The 18,662-nt window shown below is 74.6% G+C and carries 14 protein-coding genes and 1 pseudogene; 4 read left to right on the top strand and 11 right to left on the bottom strand.

The window, feature by feature from the left end; genetic code table 11:
* Positions 1 to 39 precede the first annotated feature (39 nt).
* Together ACZ5D2_RS26130 and ACZ5D2_RS26125 are read left to right on the top strand one after the other, a co-directional pair.
* A complete protein-coding gene (locus tag ACZ5D2_RS26130) occupies positions 40 to 1,227 on the top strand; it encodes an exonuclease SbcCD subunit D (protein WP_468932529.1) in 1,188 nt (395 codons plus the stop codon).
* Positions 1,224 to 4,235 carry an AAA family ATPase gene (locus ACZ5D2_RS26125; protein WP_468932527.1) on the top strand — a complete coding sequence of 1,004 codons (3,012 nt, stop codon included), beginning with the start codon at positions 1,224 to 1,226 and terminating at the stop codon, positions 4,233 to 4,235. The genes ACZ5D2_RS26130 and ACZ5D2_RS26125 overlap by 4 nt, the downstream gene beginning before the upstream one ends.
* Here ACZ5D2_RS26125 and ACZ5D2_RS26120 read toward each other — a convergent pair.
* A complete protein-coding gene (locus ACZ5D2_RS26120; protein WP_371679808.1) occupies positions 4,225 to 4,671 on the bottom strand; it encodes an Lrp/AsnC family transcriptional regulator in 447 nt (148 codons plus the stop codon). The two genes, ACZ5D2_RS26125 and ACZ5D2_RS26120, sit on opposite strands and share 11 nt — an antisense overlap.
* A 95-nt stretch (positions 4,672 to 4,766) precedes the next feature.
* Here ACZ5D2_RS26120 and ACZ5D2_RS26115 point away from each other — a divergent pair, with 95 nt between their 5' ends.
* Positions 4,767 to 5,303, top strand: a complete 537-nt coding sequence (locus ACZ5D2_RS26115; protein ID WP_468932524.1) for a rhodanese-like domain-containing protein — start codon at positions 4,767 to 4,769, stop codon at positions 5,301 to 5,303.
* A 91-nt stretch (positions 5,304 to 5,394) separates the two neighbouring features.
* Here ACZ5D2_RS26115 and ACZ5D2_RS26110 read toward each other — a convergent pair whose 3' ends face one another.
* From ACZ5D2_RS26110 to ACZ5D2_RS26095, 4 genes are all read right to left on the bottom strand, one after another.
* On the bottom strand, positions 5,395 to 7,104 hold the full coding sequence (locus ACZ5D2_RS26110; protein ID WP_468932521.1) for a DUF885 domain-containing protein: 1,710 nt from the start codon (positions 7,102 to 7,104) through the stop codon (positions 5,395 to 5,397).
* 289 nt (positions 7,105 to 7,393) lie between these two features.
* On the bottom strand, positions 7,394 to 8,827 hold the full coding sequence (locus ACZ5D2_RS26105; RefSeq protein WP_371679811.1) for a GNAT family N-acetyltransferase: 1,434 nt from the start codon (positions 8,825 to 8,827) through the stop codon (positions 7,394 to 7,396).
* Positions 8,828 to 8,953: 126 nt separating this feature from the next.
* A complete protein-coding gene (locus ACZ5D2_RS26100; protein WP_468932518.1) occupies positions 8,954 to 10,543 on the bottom strand; it encodes an alkaline phosphatase D family protein in 1,590 nt (529 codons plus the stop codon).
* 117 nt (positions 10,544 to 10,660) lie between these two features.
* Positions 10,661 to 11,518 (bottom strand): alpha/beta fold hydrolase, encoded by an 858-nt coding sequence (locus ACZ5D2_RS26095; RefSeq protein ID WP_468932516.1) that lies wholly within the window; start codon positions 11,516 to 11,518, stop codon positions 10,661 to 10,663.
* A gap of 354 nt (positions 11,519 to 11,872) precedes the next feature.
* Here ACZ5D2_RS26095 and ACZ5D2_RS26090 point away from each other — a divergent pair, with 354 nt between their 5' ends.
* Entirely contained in the window at positions 11,873 to 12,625 is a 753-nt protein-coding gene (locus ACZ5D2_RS26090) for a GntR family transcriptional regulator (RefSeq protein WP_371679814.1), read from the top strand.
* Between the two features lie 27 nt (positions 12,626 to 12,652).
* Here ACZ5D2_RS26090 and ACZ5D2_RS26085 read toward each other — a convergent pair whose 3' ends face one another.
* The 6 genes and pseudogenes from ACZ5D2_RS26085 to ACZ5D2_RS26060 form a co-directional block, all read right to left on the bottom strand.
* A complete protein-coding gene (locus ACZ5D2_RS26085; RefSeq protein ID WP_371679816.1) occupies positions 12,653 to 13,942 on the bottom strand; it encodes an MFS transporter in 1,290 nt (429 codons plus the stop codon).
* Positions 13,943 to 13,991: 49 nt separating this feature from the next.
* Positions 13,992 to 14,712: pseudogene (locus ACZ5D2_RS26080) on the bottom strand (NUDIX domain-containing protein).
* Positions 14,709 to 15,020, bottom strand: coding sequence for a DUF4406 domain-containing protein (locus ACZ5D2_RS26075; RefSeq protein WP_468932512.1), 312 nt, complete (start codon positions 15,018 to 15,020; stop codon positions 14,709 to 14,711). The pseudogene ACZ5D2_RS26080 and the gene ACZ5D2_RS26075 overlap by 4 nt, the downstream one beginning before the upstream one ends.
* Positions 15,021 to 15,456: 436 nt before the next feature.
* Positions 15,457 to 16,611, bottom strand: a complete 1,155-nt coding sequence (locus ACZ5D2_RS26070; protein WP_371679818.1) for an ROK family transcriptional regulator — start codon at positions 16,609 to 16,611, stop codon at positions 15,457 to 15,459.
* A gap of 100 nt (positions 16,612 to 16,711) precedes the next feature.
* A complete protein-coding gene (locus ACZ5D2_RS26065; RefSeq protein WP_285540297.1) occupies positions 16,712 to 17,362 on the bottom strand; it encodes a response regulator transcription factor in 651 nt (216 codons plus the stop codon).
* Positions 17,363 to 17,366: 4 nt separating this feature from the next.
* Positions 17,367 to 18,542, bottom strand: coding sequence for a sensor histidine kinase (locus ACZ5D2_RS26060; RefSeq protein ID WP_468932509.1), 1,176 nt, complete (start codon positions 18,540 to 18,542; stop codon positions 17,367 to 17,369).
* Positions 18,543 to 18,662: the final 120 nt, after the last annotated feature.

Genomic DNA, 18,662 nt, shown 5'->3' with positions numbered 1-18,662 from the left:
AGACACGAGGAGAGCAAGCGTGCGGGTCGGAGCGGTCGAGTGAAGTTCCTGCACACCTCCGACTGGCACCTGGGCCGGTCCTTCCACCGCGTGAACCTGCTCGGCGCCCAGGCCGCCTTCGTCGACCACCTCGTCGAGACGGTCCGCGAGCACCGGGTCGACGCCGTCCTCGTCTCCGGGGACGTCTACGACCGGGCCGTTCCACCGCTGCCCGCCGTCGAGCTCTACGACCGGGCGCTGCACCGGCTCGCCGACCTCGGCGTGCCGACGGTGATGATCTCCGGGAACCACGACTCCGCCCGCCGCCTCGGGGTCGGCGCCGGGCTGATCGGGCGGGCCGGGATCCACCTCAGGACCGACCCGGCCGGCTGCGCCGACCCCGTGGTGCTGGCCGACGTACACGGTGACGTGGCCCTCTACGGGCTGCCGTACCTGGAACCGGCCCTGGTCAAGGACGAGTTCGGCGCGCCGAAGGTCAGTCACGAGGCGGTGCTGGGCGCGGCCATGGACCGGATCCGGGCCGACCTCGCCGGCCGGGCCGCGGGCACCCGCTCCGTGGTCCTCGCCCACGCCTTCGTCACCGGCGGGCAGGCCAGCGACAGCGAGCGGGACATCGCCGTCGGCGGGGTCGAGGCCGTGCCCGCCGCCGTCTTCGACGGGATCGACTACGCCGCCCTCGGCCACCTCCACGGCTGCCAGGCGATCAACGAACGGGTCCGCTACTCCGGTTCCCCGCTGGCCTACTCCTTCTCCGAGGCCGACCACCGCAAGACCATGTGGCTGGTCGAGCTCGGCCCGGCCGGGGAGGTCACCGCCGAGCGGATCGACACCCCGGTCCCGCGCCCGCTCGCCCGGCTGCGCGGCCGCCTGGAGGACCTCCTCGCCGATCCCGCGCTGGCCGCCCGCGAGGACAGCTGGGTCGAGGCCACCCTCACCGACCCGGTCCGCCCCGAGGACCCGATGGCCCGGCTCGCCACCCGCTTCCCCCACACCCTCAGCCTCGCCTTCGACCCCGAAGGCCGCGAGGAGGACGGCGGGGCCTCCTACGCCCAGCGCCTGAAGGGCCGCAGCGACCAGGAGATCGCCGAGGACTTCGTGGCCCACGTGCGCGGCGGGGGCGGCGCCGACGAGGCCGAGCGGACCGTGCTGCGCGCCGCCTTCGACGAGGTGCGCGTCCAGACCTCCCGCGAGGACCGCGCGGAGCACCGTCAGGAGAGCGCCCGATGAGGCTGCACCGGCTCGAAGTGACCGCCTTCGGCCCCTTCGCCGAACCCCAGCGGATCGACTTCGACGCACTCTCCGGCGCCGGGATCTTCCTGCTGCACGGACCCACCGGCGCGGGGAAGACCTCCGTCCTCGACGCCGTCTGCTACGCCCTCTACGGATCCGTGCCCGGCTCCCGCCAGGCCCCCGGCACCACCCTGCGCAGCGACCACGCCGCCCCCGACACCCCCACCGAGGTCACCCTCGAACTCACCGTGGGCGGGCGCCGCCTGGAGATCACCCGGCGCCCAGAGCAGGACCGCCCCAAGAAGCGCGGCTCCGGCACCACCAAGGACAAGGCACAGAGCCTGCTGCGCGAGCACACCGGGGAGGGCTGGGCGGCCCTGAGCCGCTCCCACCAGGAGATCGCCGAGGAGATCGAACAGCTCCTCGGCATGAGCCGCGAGCAGTTCTGCCAGGTGGTGCTGTTGCCGCAGGGGGAGTTCGCCCAGTTCCTGCGGGCCGGCGCCGAAGCCCGCGGCCGGCTGCTCGGACGGCTCTTCGACACCCGCCGCTTCGCCGCCGTCGAGACCCTCCTCGCCGACCGCCGCCGGGCCGCCGAGGCCAAGGTGCGGGCCGGGGACGAGAAGGTGCTCGCCGCCGCCCAGCGGCTCGCCCAGGCCGCCGGCGACTGCGGCGACCTGCGGGCCTGGCCGCTGCCCGCGCTCCAGCCGGGCGACCCCGGCCTCGCGGGGGCCGTCCGGGCCTGGGCGGCCGTCGCCCGCTGCTCCGCCCGGGAACGGCTCACCGTCGCCGAGTACGCGCTCGCCGCCGTCGAGGGACGCCACCACGCGGCGCGGCGCGCCGCCGAAGAGGCCCGGGAGCTCGACCGGCTCCAGCGCCGCCACGCCGAGACCGCCCGCCGGGCCGCCCTGCTCCGGGCCGCCGGGCCGGAGCGCGAGCGGGTACGGGACCTCCTGGACCGGGCCCGCCGCGGCGCCCTCGTGGCCCCCGCCCTGGAGCTGCGCGGAGCCGCCGGCGCGGCCCACCTCACCGCCGCGCACGCCGAGAGCCTCGCCCGTGCCGCCCTCCCGCCGGCCCTCGCCGAAGCCGGCACCGAGCAGCTGGCCACCGTCGAGCAGCGGCTGCGCGAGGACCTCGGCGCGGTCGGCGCCGCCCAGCGGGCGGAACAGCGCAGTGCCCAGATCGGCCGTGAGCGCGCCACCCTGGAGCGGGAGTCACGCGACGCCGAGGAGCAGCACCAGGAGTCCGCCGACTGGCTCGCCCGCTGGGACGCCACCCGGACCGCCCTGCAGGACCGGGTCGACGCCGCGCAGCAGGCCGCCACGCTGGCCGAGCAACTCGCGGGGCGTCTGGAGCCCGCCCGGATGCAGCTGACGGCCGCCCGGCGGCGGGACGCCCTCGCCGCCGACGCCGAAGCCGTCCGCGGCGAACTGCTCTCCGCGCGCGAGGAGTCGTCCGCGGCCCGCGAGCGCTGGCTGGAGCTGAAGGAGGCCCGGCTGCGCGGCATCGCCGCCGAACTGGCCGCGGCCCTCACCGCCGGCGAGCCCTGCGCCGTGTGCGGGTCGGCGGAGCACCCCGCGCCCGCCCGGCCGGCCCCCGGGCACGTCGACCGGGCCGCCGAGGACGCCGCCCACGTCCGCTTCGAGACGGCCGAGGAGCGCAGGGCCGCCGTCGAAAGCCGGCTCGCCGCCGTGCGCGAGGCCGAGGCCGAGGCCGCCTCCGCGGCCGGAGCGTCCGGCACCGCGGAACTCCTCGCCCTCACCGCCGACCTGAGCGCCCGTCATGCCGCCGCCCACGCGGACGCCGCCGCACTGCACACCGCCCGCGAGCGCCTCGCCCGCGCCGAGCGGGAGCACGACGCGCGCAGTTCGGACCGGCTCGACGCCGAGCGCCGGGCCGCGGCCAGGGCCTCCCGGCGCGAGGCCCTCGACCGGGAACGGGCCTCCCTGGAAGCCGAACTGGTCCTCGTACGGGGCGACTCGCCCAGCGTCGCCGCCCGCGCCCGCACCCTGGAGGACCGGATCCGGATGGTCACCGGCGCCGCCGCCTCGCTGCGCCGGGCCGAAGTCACCGCCGCACGGCTGAAGGAAGCCGACGACCAGCTGGCCGACGCCGCCTTCAAGGCCGGGTTCGACACCGTCGAGGCGGCGGCCGACGCGGTCCTGCCGGAGTACGAGCGCACCGCCCTCCAGCACCGGACGGACACCTGGCAGGCCGAGGAGGCGATGCTCGCCGAGCGGGCCGCCGAAGGGGACACCGCCGGCGCCGCCGACCTGCCCCCGGCCGACCCGCACACCGCGGAGGCCGCCGAGGAGCGCGCCGCGGCCCGGCTGCGGGCCGCGGCCTCGGCCGTCGACGCCGCCCGCGTGCGCTGCGCCGAACTGGACCGGCTCTCCCGCCAGGCCGAGCACGAGCTGCGCGCCCTGGGCCCGCTGCGCGAGGCGTACGAGCGCGTGGCCCGCCTCGCCGGGCTCACCGCGGGAACCTCCGCCGACAACGAACGCAAGATGCGGCTGGAGGCGTACGTCCTGGCCGCGCGGCTGGAGCAGGTCGCCGCCGCCGCGACGGTCCGGCTGCTGCGCATGTCCGGCGGGCGCTACACCCTCGTCCACTCCGACGCCCGCGCGGGCGGACGCGGGCGCTCCGGCCTGGGTCTGCACGTGGTGGACGCCTGGACCGGCAGCGAGCGCGACACCGCCACCCTCTCGGGCGGCGAGACCTTCTTCGCCTCCCTCGCCCTGGCCCTCGGCCTGGCCGACGTGGTCACCGACGAGGCCGGCGGGATGCGCCTGGACACCCTCTTCATCGACGAGGGCTTCGGCAGCCTCGACGACCAGGCGCTGGACGAGGTGCTGGACGTACTGGACTCGCTGCGCGAACGGGACCGCAGCGTCGGCATCGTCAGCCACGTGGGCGACCTGCGCACCCGGGTCCAGGCCCAGCTGGAGATCGTCAAGCAGCGCGGCGGCTCGGTGGTGCGCCACCGCACGGCGGGGGTCACGGACTGAGCGGTCGCCGGGACAGCGGGGACGAGTAGACGATGCTCGTGGTGACCGGCCCCAGTCCCGCGATCCGGCCCGTGACCTCCTCCAGGTGCGCCATGGAGCGGGCGGCCACCTTGAGGACGAAGCAGTCGTCGCCGGTCACGTGGTGGGCCTCCAGGATCTCGGAGGTGGCGTCCAGGAAGTCGTGGAACGGCTTGTAGTTCCCGTGCGGATAGCGCAGCCGCACCAGCGCCAGGATGGTCTTGCCGAGCTTCTCGTGGTCGACCACGGCCGTGTAGCCGGTGATGATCCCGGCCTCCTCCAGGCGGCGGACGCGCTCGGTGACGGCGCTCGCGGACATGGAGACGGTACGGGCCAGCTCCGTGAAGCTGGCGCGGCCGTCCTGCTGGAGGGCCGCCAGGATCCGCCAGTCGGTGGCGTCGGGGGAATAGTCGGTCATGTTTGCAGGTCTAGCAGTGGAATCCCCGGGAGAACAAGGGAAAGGCCGGGGAAATCCACTTCCCGGCTTGATCGACAGTTCGTAGATTTTCAGCCATGCCGACGAACGCGCAGCTCACCGACACGGCCACCGCCCCCGCCACCTCCCCCGCCACGGTCAACCCCGTGCTCCGGGTCCCCGCGGCGAGCCCGGCGGCCGCCGCCGCGTACTTCGCCGCGAGCCTGGCCTTCCACGCGGACGTGTCCGACGTCGCCACCGCCTTCAAGGCCCACCGCGAACAGGGCGCCGAGCTGGGCTTCCAGCTGGTCGACTCGCGCTCCACCCCCTCCTGGGACCAGGCCCACGTGCCCGGTGCGATCCACCTGCCCACCGCCCTGATCCCGGAGCAGGCCGAGCGGCTCCTCGACCGGAACCTGCCCGTGGTGACGTACTGCTGGGGCCCCGGGTGCAACGGCGGCACCCGTTCCGCCCTGGCCCTGGCCGAACTGGGCTTCCAGGTCAAGGAGATGCTCGGTGGCATCGAGTACTGGATCCGCGAGGGCTTCGAGGTCGAGACCTGGCAGGGCACCGAGCGGCGCGCCGGGGCCGACCCGCTGACCGCCCCCACCGACTCGGACGACTGCGGCTGCTGAACCGCGGCGCGGACACGGCCGTCCGCACGGCGACGGGCCGCCCGATCCCCCGGGGGAACGGGCGGCCCGTCGCCGTGCGCGGCCCGCGGGGTCAGAGCTTCGAGAGCTCGTCCACCAGGTCGTCCAGGCCCAGCGAGCCCTGCGACAGCGCGGCCATGTGCCACGCCTTGAGGTCGAAGGACTCCCCGTGCGCGGCACGGGCGTTGTCCCGGCCCAGCAGCCAGGCGCGCTCGCCCAGCTTGTAGCCGATCGCCTGTCCGGGCATCGACAGGTAGCGGGTCAGCTCGCTCTCGATGAACTCCGCCGGCCGGCCGCTGTGCAGGCCGAAGAACTCCTGCGCCAGCCCGACCGTCCACCGCTCGCCCGGGTGGAACGGGGAGTCCGCCGGGATGTCCAGCCCCAGGTGCATGCCGATGTCCACGATCACCCGCGCGGCGCGCATCATCTGGCAGTCCAGGTAGCCCAGGCGCTGCTCGGCGTCCTTGAGGTAGCCCAGCTCGTCCATCAGGCGCTCCGCGTACAGCGCCCAGCCCTCGGCGTTCGCGCTGACCAGGCCCACGCTCGCCTGGTAGCGCGACAGCTGGTCGGCCACGTGGGTCCACTGCGCGAGCTGCAGGTGGTGGCCCGGCACGCCCTCGTGGTACCAGGTGGAGACCAGGTCGTACACGGGGAAGCGGGTCTGCCCCATGGTCGGCAGCCAGGTGCGGCCCGGACGGGAGAAGTCCTCCGACGGGTTGGTGTAGTACGGCGCCGCCGCGCCGCCCGCCGGGGCGATCATCGACTCGACGCGCTTGACCCGCTCGGCGAGTTCGAAGTGGGTGCCGTCGAGGTTCTCGATCGCCTCGTCCATCAGACCCTGCAGCCAGGCGCGGACCTCGTCGACGCCGTCGATGTGGGTGCCGTGCTCGTCCAGGTGCCGCAGCGCGTCCCACGGGTTCGGCTCGCCGGGCAGGATCTTGGCGGCCTCCTCCTTCATCTCCGCGAGCAGCCGGTGGTACTCCGACCAGCCGTAGGCGTACGCCTCGTCCAGGTCCAGGTCGGTGCCGTTGAAGTAGCGCGACCAGCGGGCGTAGCGCTCGCGGCCCACCGGGTCGGGGGCGTCCGCGACGGCCGGGGCGTACATGTCGCGCATCCAGTCGCGCAGTTCGGCGACGGCCGCGGTCGCGGCGGCGGCGGCCTCGTCCAGCTCCGCGCGCAGGGACTCCGGTCCGGCGGCGGCGAACGTGCCGAAGAAGTCCCCGGTCCCGTCCGCGCCCTCGCCGGCCCAGGTGGTGAGCTGCTCGACGAAGGTGGCCGTGGGGCGCGGGCTGCCGTACAGCCCGCGCTCCAGGCCGAGGGCGAGGCTCTCGCGGTAGCCGGCGTAGCTCGCCGGCACGGCGCGCAGCCGCTCGGCGATGGCGGCCCAGTCCTCTTCGGTGTCCGCCGGGGTCACGGTGAAGATCTCGCGGACCGAGTGCGCGGGGGAGTGGATGTTGCTGACGGCGCGCAGGTCCTCGTCGGCCTCGTGGACCGCGAGTTCGGCGTTCAGCCGCTCGCGCAGCAGGCGGGCGCAGCGCCGCTCGACGTCCGTGTCGGCGCCGGGCAGCCGCTCGGCGGCGTCCAGCCGGGCGAGGGTGGTGCGCGACAGCTCGGCGGCGGCGGCGCGGCCGGCGGGGGAGTAGTCCGGCAGCCTGCCGGAGCTGGCGGCGACACCGAGGTAGGTGCCCGTGATCGGGTCGATGGCGATGAGGTCGTCGACGTAGGCGTCGGCGACCTGACGGGGCAGACGGGCTGCGCTGTCGCTGTGGAGGGTCTCTGACATGCGGCCATCTTCGTACGAGGGAGCCCCCTACGTCATCACCGTAGTCGCCCAGCCTCCTGTCGGGGCCGCCCCCGACGGGGCGGGGTGGCCCTCCGGGAGATCCGGACCACCGTACGCGCGGGCCCACTTCGGGCCGGTGGCGCGAGCCGACGTGCGGCGGGACGCCGGGGGTGGCGGCCGGGTCCCGCCGGCTCCCGCCGGGTCCGCGCCCCAGCGCCGCCCGATCCCGGGTCGAGCGCGGCCCCAGGACGGCTGCGGGCCCGGCCGGTGTCCGTCCGGGCCCGCAGGATCAGCGCCGGTGCCGGGGCGGCGCCTCGTACGGGGCCTGCGCGCGCGGGAGTTCGTAGGGCAGCCGCGTGGGGACGGGGGTCGCGTCCAGCCGGGCGGTGATCACCAGGGTGCCCTCCTCGATCTGGTAGTCGAGGGGGAGGCCGAGGCCGCGCATGGCGGCGACCATCCCGGTGTTGGCGGCCTGGGTCACCGCGTAGACGCTGTCGCAGCCGGCCTCGACGGCCATCGCCAGCAGCCGGCGCAGGAGTTCGGAGCCGATGCCGCGGCGCTGCCAGTCGTCCTCGATGAGCAGCGCCACCTCGGTCTCGTCACCGTCCCACAGCAGGTGGCCGAGGGCGACGAGCTTGCCCGAGGCGGTGGTGGCGGCGAGGGTGCGGCCGAAACGGGGGCTGAGCAGGTGGCCCAGGTAGCGGTCCGCGTCGGAGACCGGGCCGTGGTAGCGCAGGCCGAGCGTGCGCTCGGTGCAGCGGTCGTGCATCGCGCGGGCGGCCGCGAGGTCGTCGCCGTCGGCGCGGCGCACGGTGATCTCGTTGCCCTCGGGCAGCGTCAGGACGTCCTGGCTGCGCGGGACGCGGGGGCCGAGGCGGGCGTCGAGCTCGACGAGGGCCCGGGCACGGGCGAACTCGGTCGGGGTGAAGGGCAGGTAGGGCCGCTCGACGGTGATCGCGCCGCCCGACGGGTCGCGCAGCCGCATCACGGTCGCCTCCAGAACCCCTTCGACGGGGGCGTCGGCGCCCGCGTTGGGGCGGCCGGAGAGGGTGGTCGCCGGGATCGAGTGGATGGTGCAGCGGCCGAGCAGGTGGCGCAGCGCGAGCGGGAGTTCGGCGGCGTCCAGGGCGGTGCGGGTGGCCAGGCCGAGTACCCGGGTGGGGGTGTCCACCAGGTCGTGGGCGTCGGCGCGTTCGATCCAGGTGCTGTGGCCGCCGGCCCGCGCGACGGAGCGGGTGAGGTCGCCGGAGGCCAGGTCCTGCGGGGCGCGCAGCAGGAACTCGTCCACCGTGCCGCCCTCGGGGAGGGGGTGGGTCTGCAGGTTCAGGATGTCGACGCCCTTCCCGGCGAGCGCGGTGCACAGCGCCGCCAGGCTGCCGGGCTCGTCGCGCACGGTCGTCCGCATCCGCCACAGGGAGGTGCCGGCGCCGGTGGCCGACGGCCCGGCCGCAGCGCGCGGCGCCGGGCCGGAGGGCGCGGTGTCGGCCGGGGGCGGCGCATGGCTGTGCCGACGGGCCCACCAGGTGTGGAAGGCCGCCGTGACCAGGAGCGCGACGGCCGAGGCCACCAGCAGGACGGGGCCGCCGGGGCCGTGGGCGACGAGGTTCGCGATGCCGTCGGCGACCGCCACGGCGCAGAAGAGGGCGGCGAGTTCGACGAGGTCACGGCGCCAGTGGTGGCGGTGCGGACGCGGGGCTGCGGAGGCGGGGGTACGGTCAGTCATGCACACCACTGTGGCTCAGGGGTGTTGCGTGATCACGAACGATCTGTGACCGACTGGTTAAGTGTCGATCTGGCCGGTTTCTTCCAGTTTTCAGGCGGATTTCCGATGGGGCCCGCCGTACCGCGGTCACTCCTGTCCGACACGACCCGGCTGGAGAACTTGGGTGAAGAGCACGCCGCCCCCTTGGCGGCGCAACCGGACCGTGAGCTCCCCGCTGCCGCCGTCGATCTCCACCTCACCGTAGTACGGGGGGTTCTCGGCCGGGGACATGTTGGCCACCGGAGCCGACTGGACGTAGGCCGTACGCGGGCCGAAGGTGGCGTCGAGCCGTCCTGCCGGGAAGCCGCCCGCGCCGATGGGGCCGGACACGAACTCCCAGAACGGCGCGAAGTCGGAGAAGGCCGCGCGCTCGGGTGCGTAGTGGTTGGCGGCCGTGTAGTGGACGTCTGCGGTGAGCCAGAGGGTGCCCGTGATGTGCTGGTGCTTGATGTGGCGCAGGAGGTCCGCGATCTGGAGCTCGCGCCCGAGCGGAGCCCCCGGGTCGCCCTGGGCGACCGCCTCGAAGTTCACCGCCCCGTCGGGGACGACGATGCCCAGCGGCATGTCGGCGGCGATGACCTTCCAGGTGGCACGGGAGCGGGAGAGCTCCCGCTTGAGCCAGGCGAGTTGTTCGGCGCCCAGGATGCCGACCGGGTCGTCGGTCCGGCGGTCGGGGGAGTTGGCGTCCCGGTACGTGCGCATGTCCAGCACGAACACGTCCAGCAGCGGGCCGTGCCGCATCACCCGGTACATCCGCCCCTCGGCGCGCCCGCCCCGCAGGTCGGTGACCGGGAAGTACTCGCCGAAGGCCTGACGGGCCCGGCCGGCGAGGGTGTCGACGTCCCTGACGGTGTAGCGGGGATCGTCGATCAGCTGGCCCGGGTACCAGTTGTTGCGCACCTCGTGGTCGTCCCACTGGGCCAGGACGGGTACCTGGGCGTAGAAGTCGCGCAGATTGCGGTCGAGCAGGTTGTAGCGGAAGTTCCCGCGGAACTCGGTGAGGGTCTCGGCGACCTTCGCCTTCTCCTCGGTCGTGACGTTGTGCCAGATGCGTCCGTCGGGCAGCGGCACGGCGGCCTGGATCGGTCCGTCGGCGTAGATCGTGTCGCCGCTGAAGAGGAAGAAGTCGGGGTCGCGCAGCCGCATCTCCTCGAAGACGCGGTAGCCGCCGAGTTCGGGGTTGATGCCCCAGCCCTGGCCCGCCAGGTCGCCGGACCACAGGAAGCGCACGTCACCGCGGCGGGAGACGGGCGTGGTGCGGAACGTGCCGCGCACCGGCTCGCTTGAGCGGCGCGGGTCGTCCGGGTCGGTCAGCACGACCCGGTAGTGGATCTGCCGCCCGGGCGGCAGATCGCGCAGGGTGGCCGTACCGGTGAAGTCGGTGGCCGGGCCGAGGAACGGGCCGCCGTGGCGCCGCACCCCGTAGCGGAACGACTCGCTCGGGGAGGTCTCCACGTACATCCGCGCGGGCCGGTCGGACCGCGTCCAGACGGTGGCGGAGTAGGAGGTGATCTCCCCGGACTGGGCCCCCCAGAGCGCCGCCGGCCGGCCGGAGCGGACGAAGGCGGGGGCCCCGGCCGAGGCGGCGAGGGCGGGTGCGGCGAACGCCGTGGACAGGGCGAGACCCAGCGGGACGGCGAGCGAACCGCCGAGCAGGGAGCGTCGGGTGTGCGGCATCGGTGCCATCGGGGTCGTCTCCAGGGGGCGGCGGGGGGCGGGCCGGACCAGTGTGCCGCCGCACACCGGACCGGCCGCGTCGCCCACGCGAACCGCGGATGAACAGCCGTCAGCCGCTCATGGCCGGACGGCGGTCGGGGCCGCGGCCCGTGCGGTGTCGAGGATCACGCGCGCCACCAGCGCCGGGTCGTCGTTCATCGGCACGTGGCCGCAGCCCGTCAGCCGTACCAGCCGCGCCCCGGGGACGGTGTGCTTGGCGCGCACGCCCTGCCGGGGCAGGAGCAGCCGGTCGCGGGCCCCCCAGCCGATCGTGACGGGGATGCCCGGCACGTCGTCCGCGAACCGCACGGAGGCTCCCGCGGCCAGCGTCTCCTCGAAGCCGGTGGCGTCCCGCAGGGCGAGGGTCTCGGCGACCACGGCCCCGGGGGAACGGCGGCCCGGGCGGGCGTAGATGGTGCCGGTGAGCGCGGCCCGGCCCGGGGCGCTGCGCGACAGCCGCTCCAGGACGGGGCGGGGCAGCGACCGCGCGCCGACGCGCATGGCGCGCAGGGCCGTGAAGGCGTACCGGCGCTCGCCCTCCGACCAGAACCCGGCCGGCGAGAGCGCGGTGACCGAGCGGACGAGGCCGCTGCGCCCCATCTCCAGCGCGAGCAGCCCGCCGAGGGAGTTCCCCGCGACGTGCGGGCGCTCGACGCCGAGGGCGGCGCAGAGCGCGCCGAGGGCCGGGGCGACGGTGGCGAGGTCGTAGGGCACCCCCGGCGGCAGCGGGGCGGAGGCGCCGAAGCCGGGCAGGTCGACGGCGATCACGTCGTGGTCGGCGGACAGGACGTGGCTCACCGGGTGCCACGCCTGGAAGTGGTGGCCGATGCCGTGCAGCAGGAGGAGCGGTTCGCCCGCGCCCTTGCGTTCGTAGGCGACGGTGGCGGGGCGGGGGCCGAGCGGCGAATCGATCGTGAACGAGACCGTGGCGGTCATGCTGCTCCTCGTCGGGTGGACGCGTGTGAGACAGGCCGTCAGTAACGACTGTGCCCATGATTACCGCTCGGTAGCCCCCGCCTACAAGGCTTCCGGACGACGGGGAAGGCCGAGGTGGACGTCGGGATGAAGGGCGGGTGGGCCGCTGGAGGGCAGCGAGAACATCCTGTGAACGGCTTGCTACATATGCCCGATCTGCCCGGCAAAGCGGCGAGCATTGGTCTTGACCAAGGGGGTGCGCCGTCCTATCGTCGCAGGGATAGTGCAGGAACCTTTAATAAACAAGGGCACGGAACTGCGGTGCGGAACTGCCGCTCGAACGCGGCGACAGCGGCGATTGCAGGAGGAGTCAGGGTGGGGACCACGCAGCTCGAATCGGTACCGGAGCCGAAGTACTGGCATCTGAAGACCGTGCTCAGCGACGCGCTGGACCAGGACTTCGCGGTCGGCGAGGTCCTGCCGAACGAGCGTGAACTCGCCGCGCGTTTCGGCGTCGCCCGCGCCACCCTGCGTCAGGCCCTGGAGCAGCTCGAACTCGAAGGCCGCCTGCAGCGCCGCCGCGGAGTCGGCACCACCGTGGCCCCGCCGCGGGTCGGCGTCGCCGTCGGCAGCACGCAGCACGACTGGCCCGGCGAGGACGCCGACGGCTGGGAGGCCGTGGACGCCTCCGAGACCGTCCCCGCCGCCGCCGTCCTGAAGCTCCTCGGCACCGCCCCCGACCAGCCCGTGCACACCGTGCGCCGGACCCGGGTCACCCAGGGCCAGGCCGTCGCCGCCGAGCTGCTGTACGTGCCCGCCGCGTCCGTGCCCGGCCTCTCCGCCATCGACGCCCCCGCCGGACCCGCGCGGGCGCGCGCCGTCCTGCGGGAACTCCAGCGGCTCGCCCTCGACGGGCAGGACCGCTCGGTCGAACTGGGCTCCGCCCGCGCCGACGACGCCAAGGAATTGGACCGGCTGCCCGGCGCCCCCGTGCTGCTCGTGACCACCCGCTACTTCACGACGGAGGGCACCGCCGCCGTCTCCGTGGCCACGTACCGCGCCGACACCTGCCGCCTGACCTTCGGCGACTCGGGCGTGGAGATCACCGAAACCCGAGCGGCCTCCTAGCCGGGCCTTCCTTCGGAGCCCCGGAGCCTAGACGGGGTCGGTAACCGGGGCCCCGTCGGGCCGGTCGTGCGTCGCGCAGTCCGTTTCCGCGTTCGAGCGGCGGGTGCGCTCCGCCCACGCGGCCACCGGCGGCCCCGCCGCGCCCAGAGCCGCGAAGAACACGCCGAGCAGCAGCCAGCCCGCGTGTCCGAGTCCGAGTACCGCCGTCGTGAGCACCACCGGAGCCAGGGCCTGCCCCGCGTTGAAACCGACGCCGAAGAAACCCTGGTACTGGCCCTGGGCGTGATCGGGGGCGATGCCGAAGGCGATCGCGAGGCCGCCCGAGGACTCCCACACCTCTCCGAGACTGTGGACGGCGACGGCGAGGACGGCGAGGCCCGGCGCGATCCAGACCGGAACGTCCGCGGTCAGGGCCATCAAGGGGCAGCTGACCAAGAAGAAGAGCCCCGCGAGGCGGAACGCCCGGCCGCCCTGGCGCGGCGTTTCCACCCGGGAGCCGATCCGGCTCTGGAACAGTACGCACACCCCGCTGTTGACCGCGTAGACCGCCGCCACGGTCCAGCGGGGCGCGTCGGTGTGGACGGAGAGCCAGATCGGCAGCAGCAGGGAGACGGTCTGGTACTGCAGGCCCATCGCGCCGTAGAGCGCTGTGAAGGACACGAACGGCCGGTCGGACAGGACGGCCGCGCGATGGTGTTCCTCGGGCCGGGGCAGGGGCCGGTAGTTCGGTACCCCGCCCAGGGCCATCAGGCCGGCGCAGGCGAAGCTGGCGGCGTTGGCGAGGATGAGCACGGTGTACGCGGTGCGGGTGTCGGCCGAGACGGCGACGGCGGCACCGAGGGTGCCCAGGACCACGCCGAGGTTGACGAACGTGCGGAGTTTCGCCCTGAAGGCGGCCGGGCGTTCACCGCCCGCACGGGCGATGAGCGCACCGCCCGCGGCGCCGCCCGCCGTTGCCGCCAGCCGGTCCAGGGTGGCGATGAGCGTGAACGTGACCCAGTCGTGGATGAAGACGAACGCGGCCATCGTCGCGGTCTGCATCGCGAGGGACGCCAGCCAGACCGTGCGCGGCCCGTACCGGTCGGCCAGGTTCCCGGCCGGGACTCCGGCCAGCAGCCCGACCAGCCCGGCGATCGTGAGGCCGACACCGACCCGTGCGGCGGGCAGGTGCACCACCAGCGTGAAGTAGAGCACCGAGGCGGTGTTGAACAGCCCGTTGCCCACCCGGCTGACGAAGCTCGCGAGGATCAGGGCGCGTTGCGGACCGCTGGGCGACAGCAAGCCGGAAATCCGCTGACCGAAACTCCTCATGATCATGCCAGTCAGGCTAACAGCACCCCGGCAGACACCCTCCGCGCGCATGACCTCATTCGGGATGCGTGGGCCACCAGCCGCCCGCACGGCCCGCGGCGGTGGGGGTGAAGGGGCCGTCCAGGGCTGCCCATTGCAGGAGCAGGATGGTCTTGCCGTCGGCGATGCGGCCGTCACGGGTCATGGCGAGGGCCTGCGCGAAGGGCAGTTCGAGGACCTCGATGTCTTCGCCGTCCTCCTCGAGTCCGCCGCCGGTCCCGGTCCGGTCGGCCGGGGTGTAGGGGGCGGCGAAGAAGTGCAGGCGTTCGGTGACGGATCCGGGGCTCATGCAGGCGTCGAGGACATGGGTGAGCGGGCCGAGCACGACGCCGAGTTCCTCGGCGCTCTCGCGCCGGATGGCGGTCGGCGGGTCGTCCGCGTCGAGCAGGCCCGCGGCCGCTTCGACGAGCATGCCGTCGGGGTGGTCGTTGACGTGGGCCGGGTAGCGGAACTGGCGGGTGAGCAGGACGCGGCCGCGTCCGGTGTCGTAGGGCAGGACGACGGCGCCGTTGCCGCGGTCGTAGGTCTCGCGCTGCTGTGTCTCCCAGCGTCCGTCGCGACGGCGGTGGTCGAAGGTGGTGGTCGAAGGTGGTGCGGCGCAGGACGTGCCAGCCCTGAGAGGTGAGCTCGACGTCGCGGACCACCACGTCGGCGTTACGGGCCAGGCCGCGTCCGGCCCGGTCGAGGCCGGTGCGGCCGCGGTGGTCGGGGGTGTCGATGCCGGGGCGGCTTGTCACGCGGTCTCCTGCGGGGTGCGGCGGGGGATCTCGGCCACGTCGTGGTGGACGGGCAGGCCGCGGCGGCGGGCGGTGGCGACGTCCTGGTCGGCTCCGGAGGAGTCGCCGGGCAGGCGCAGCACGGCGTCGCAGTGGGTGAGGAGGCGGTCGGCGGTCGGGTAGAGCACCTGGTCGGCGAGGGGGCCGGTGGGGCCCGCGCCGGCCGAGTGCAGGACGGGCAGGGCGATCCATTCCCCGATCACCGGGAGGTGGCCGGCGGCGAAGACGGGCCAGGCGGCGGCTTCGAGGCGGGCGAGGTTGACGGCCATGGCCTGCGGGTCGCCGTCGGTGCCGGAGCGGGACGTCCGGGGGACCGACCCACCAGCGCGCTTCAGCCGTCCACCGGAATCGACGATCGCTCCGTCGGCTCATGCGGCCGGGGCCTGGCCGCCGACGGGCGGCCGGGCCGACCCCCTGGGTGCGCCCCAGCTCGCGGCCGACGGTGCGGCTGAGGGGCGAGGCCCCGGGCGGGCTGACCTCCAGCGCCGGTGCCGACGGTGTCCGGGCCGCTGTTCTGCTGCGCCGGACCGGGATCGGGCCCCTCGGGACGGTTCCGGTCCGGGCCCGCCTCCGGGCCGCGGACCTCCGGGCCGTCCCGCACGGGGCCGGGCGCCGTCGCCCCGCCGGGTCGGGCGGGGTCGGGCGGGGGAGCCCCGGCCCGTCGCCACGGCAGTGGGCGCGCGGCGGTCCACGGGGGAGGAGTGGTCACCGGCGGGCGGTGACCGTCTTCTCCACCGCGAAGAGCTCTTCCTCCACGTGGTCCAGCGCCAGCCGCAACGCCCCCGTCGCCACCGCCGCTTCGCCGAGCAGCGACAGCGCCACCCGCGGGGGCCGCAGGCAGTACCGCTCCAGTTCTCGACGGAGCGGTTCCAGCACCCCGTCCAGGCCGGCCGCCCAGCCGCCGACCACCACCAGCTCCGGATCCATCGCCAGCACCAGCGCCGCCACGTCGTGCACCAGGCGCTGGATGAACCGCTCCACCGCGGCCACCGCCCGCTCGTCACCCCGCTTGGCCATGGCGAACACCTCCGCGACCGCCGGCTCGTCCAGTGGGTGCAGGGGTTCGCCCGTCGTGGACAGCAGCCGCTCCGGGGTGACCTCGCGGCCCAGCAGGTGCAGCGCACCGATCTCGCCCGCCGCACCGCCGAACCCGCGGTGCAGCCTGCCGCCGATCAGCGAGCCCGCACCGGGGCTCAGTCCGGCCATCACGAACACGATGTCGTCCGTGTCCCGCGCCGCGCCCTTCCAATGCTCGGCGACCGCCGCCGCGTTGGCGTCGTTCTCCACCTGGACCGGGCAGCGGAACGAGCGCCGCAGCCGGTCCCCGAGCGGCAGTCCCGTCCAGCCGGGCAGTGCCGTACCGAGGCGGACGGTGCCGTCCGCCTCCACGATCCCGGGGCTGCCCACGCCGACCGCCCGCAGGGAGTCCCGCGGCACGCCGGCCCGGCGCAGCAGGTCGGCCACCGCAGCCCTGACCCGCTCCAGGCGCTCGTCGGCCGAAGCGGTCTCGGCGACCTCCTTCGTCCCGGCGCCGATCACCCGGCCGTCCAGTCCGGACAGCAGCACCGCGACCCGGTGCGAGCCGATCTCTATGCCCAGCAGATGCCCGGCCTCGGCACGGAAGCGGAACCTTCTCGCGGGCCGTCCCTGGCGGCGTGCGCCTTCCTCGGCCTCGGCCTCGACGACGAGCCCGGTGCCCATCAGCCCCTCCACGACCCCCTCGACGGTCGGCCGGGAGAGCCCGGTGACCCGGGTGAGGTCGGTGAGGGTCGGCGATCGGGCCGCACGCAGTGCCCGGAGCACCACGGCCGAATTGATCCGCCGGAGCAGAGAGGGATCCCCGCCGGTCAGCTGCCCCAACGTGTGTCCTCCCAGCTAGCGGCCCTGTCAGCCGGATCGTACTGCGCCCCCGGCGCCGCTGCGAGGACCAGTCCCCCCATCAGCCGGATCACCCCTCTCCTCAGGCCGGGGAGACGAACCCCGACTCGTACGCGGTGATCACCGCCTGGGTGCGGTCACGCGCCCCCAGCTTCCCCAGAATCGCGCTGACGTGTGACTTCACCGTCTCCGTGCCGACGATCAGTTCCCCCGCGATCTCCACATTGGTCAGGCCGCGCGCCATCAGCCGCAGCACCGCCTCCTCACGGTCGGTGAGCGCGGCCCGCTTGAGCACCGCGCGCGCCTGCTGATTGCCGTACTCGGCGGCCAGGGCACGGACGGCCGAGGGGAAGAGCAGCGTCTCGCCCTCCGCCACCAGCCGCACCGCGTGGACGATCTCCGAGGGCCGGGCCCGCTTGAGCAGGAAACCGTCCGCTCCGGCGCGCAGCGCCTGGTACACGTACTCGTCGTTCTCGAAGGTGGTGACCACGAGGATCTTCGGCGGCGAGTCCACCGAGCGCAGGACCGCCCGGGTGGCTTCGATCCCGTCGAGCAGGGGCATCCGCACGTCCATCGCCACCACGTCCGGCCGCAGTTGACGGACCAGGGGGATGACGGACGCACCGTCGGCGGCCTCGCCCACCACCTCGATGTCGGGCTGGGCCTCCAGGACGGCGCGCAGACCCGCGCGCACCAGGGGTTCGTCGTCGACGAGCAGTACGGTAACCGGCATCCGGTCAGCGTATTCGCTCCAGCGGAAGCCGGGCGCGCACTCTCCAACCGCCCCCGTGGGGGCCGGTTTCGGTCTCTCCGCCGAGCAGCGCGGCCCGCTCGCGCATGCCGCGCAGCCCGCTCCCGCTCCCGGGCATGACCGTCGGGCGTTCCGGCAGCGGGTTGGTGACCTCCAGTTCCAGCCGGTCCGCGGCCATCTCCACCCGGACCCGGACGGGAACGGGACCGCAGTGCCGGAGCACGTTGGTGAGCGCTTCCTGCAGGATCCGGTAGCCCTCACGGGTGACCGGTCCGGGCAACTTCTCCAGCGGGCCGCTCAACCGGGCGTCCACCGCCGCTCCCGAGGCCCGCGCGGACTCCAGCAGCCGGTCCGCCTCCGCCAGCGTCGGCCGCTGCGAGGGCGGCCGTCCCGACTCGCGCAGGACCGTCAGTACCCGCTCCAGGTCCTCCAGAGCGGCCCGGCCCGTCTCCTCGATCGCGCTGAGGGCGCGGTCGGTGAACTCCGGGTCGCCGGCCGCGCGTGCCGCGCCCGCCTGGACCACCGCCACCGTCAGTGCGTGCCCGATGGAGTCGTGCAGCTCGCGCGCGATGCGGGTCCGCTCCAGCAGTTGTTCCGTGCGTGCTTCCAGTGCCGTCAGCCGCTCGGCCGCGGACGGCCCCAGCAGCCGCTTCGCGATCACGGTGATCAGCTCGCCGAGGACGACGACCACCACGATCAGTACGACCAGCGGAAGCGGTGCGAGGAGGGCCGCGGCCCAGGGCGCCGGGGTGAACGGCACGGCCGGGTCGTCGTCGAGAGGGTGCCCGAGAGCGGTCGCGACGAGTTGGACGGTCATGACCGGCAGCCATACGGTGGCGAACATGGCCGCGCCGGAGACGATCAGCCGTATCTCCAGCCAGAGCACGGTCCGCCAGCGGTCCGCCCAGCGGACGGCGGGGGCCGTGCTGATGCCGCTCTCCTCGGTCTCGCGCTCCTGCGGGGTCAGCAGGAAGCGCGCCTGGAGACCCTCCGCCAGCCGTACCCACGGAACGAACCCGAACGGTATGACGATCAGCAGGGGCATCCACGGGCACCGCGGGTTGATGAACATCCACAGGGCGAGGAGCAGGAGCGGTACGCACAGGTGCAGCCAGCGCGTGTACGTCACTGACCTGAAGAGGGAGCGGACGAGTCGGGACATGCGTTCATCCTGGCAGGGGGTGCGGCGGTGGGGGGGGGGGGGGGGGGGGGGGGGGGGGGGGGGGGGGGGGGGGGGGGGGGGGGGGGGGGGGGGGGGGGGGGGGGGGGGGGGGGGGGGGGG

It is taken from the genome of Streptomyces sp. NPDC031479 (assembly GCF_055581065.1).
Note: the sequence above shows the minus strand (reverse complement) of the source record. Positions and strands in the feature narration are given on the sequence as shown.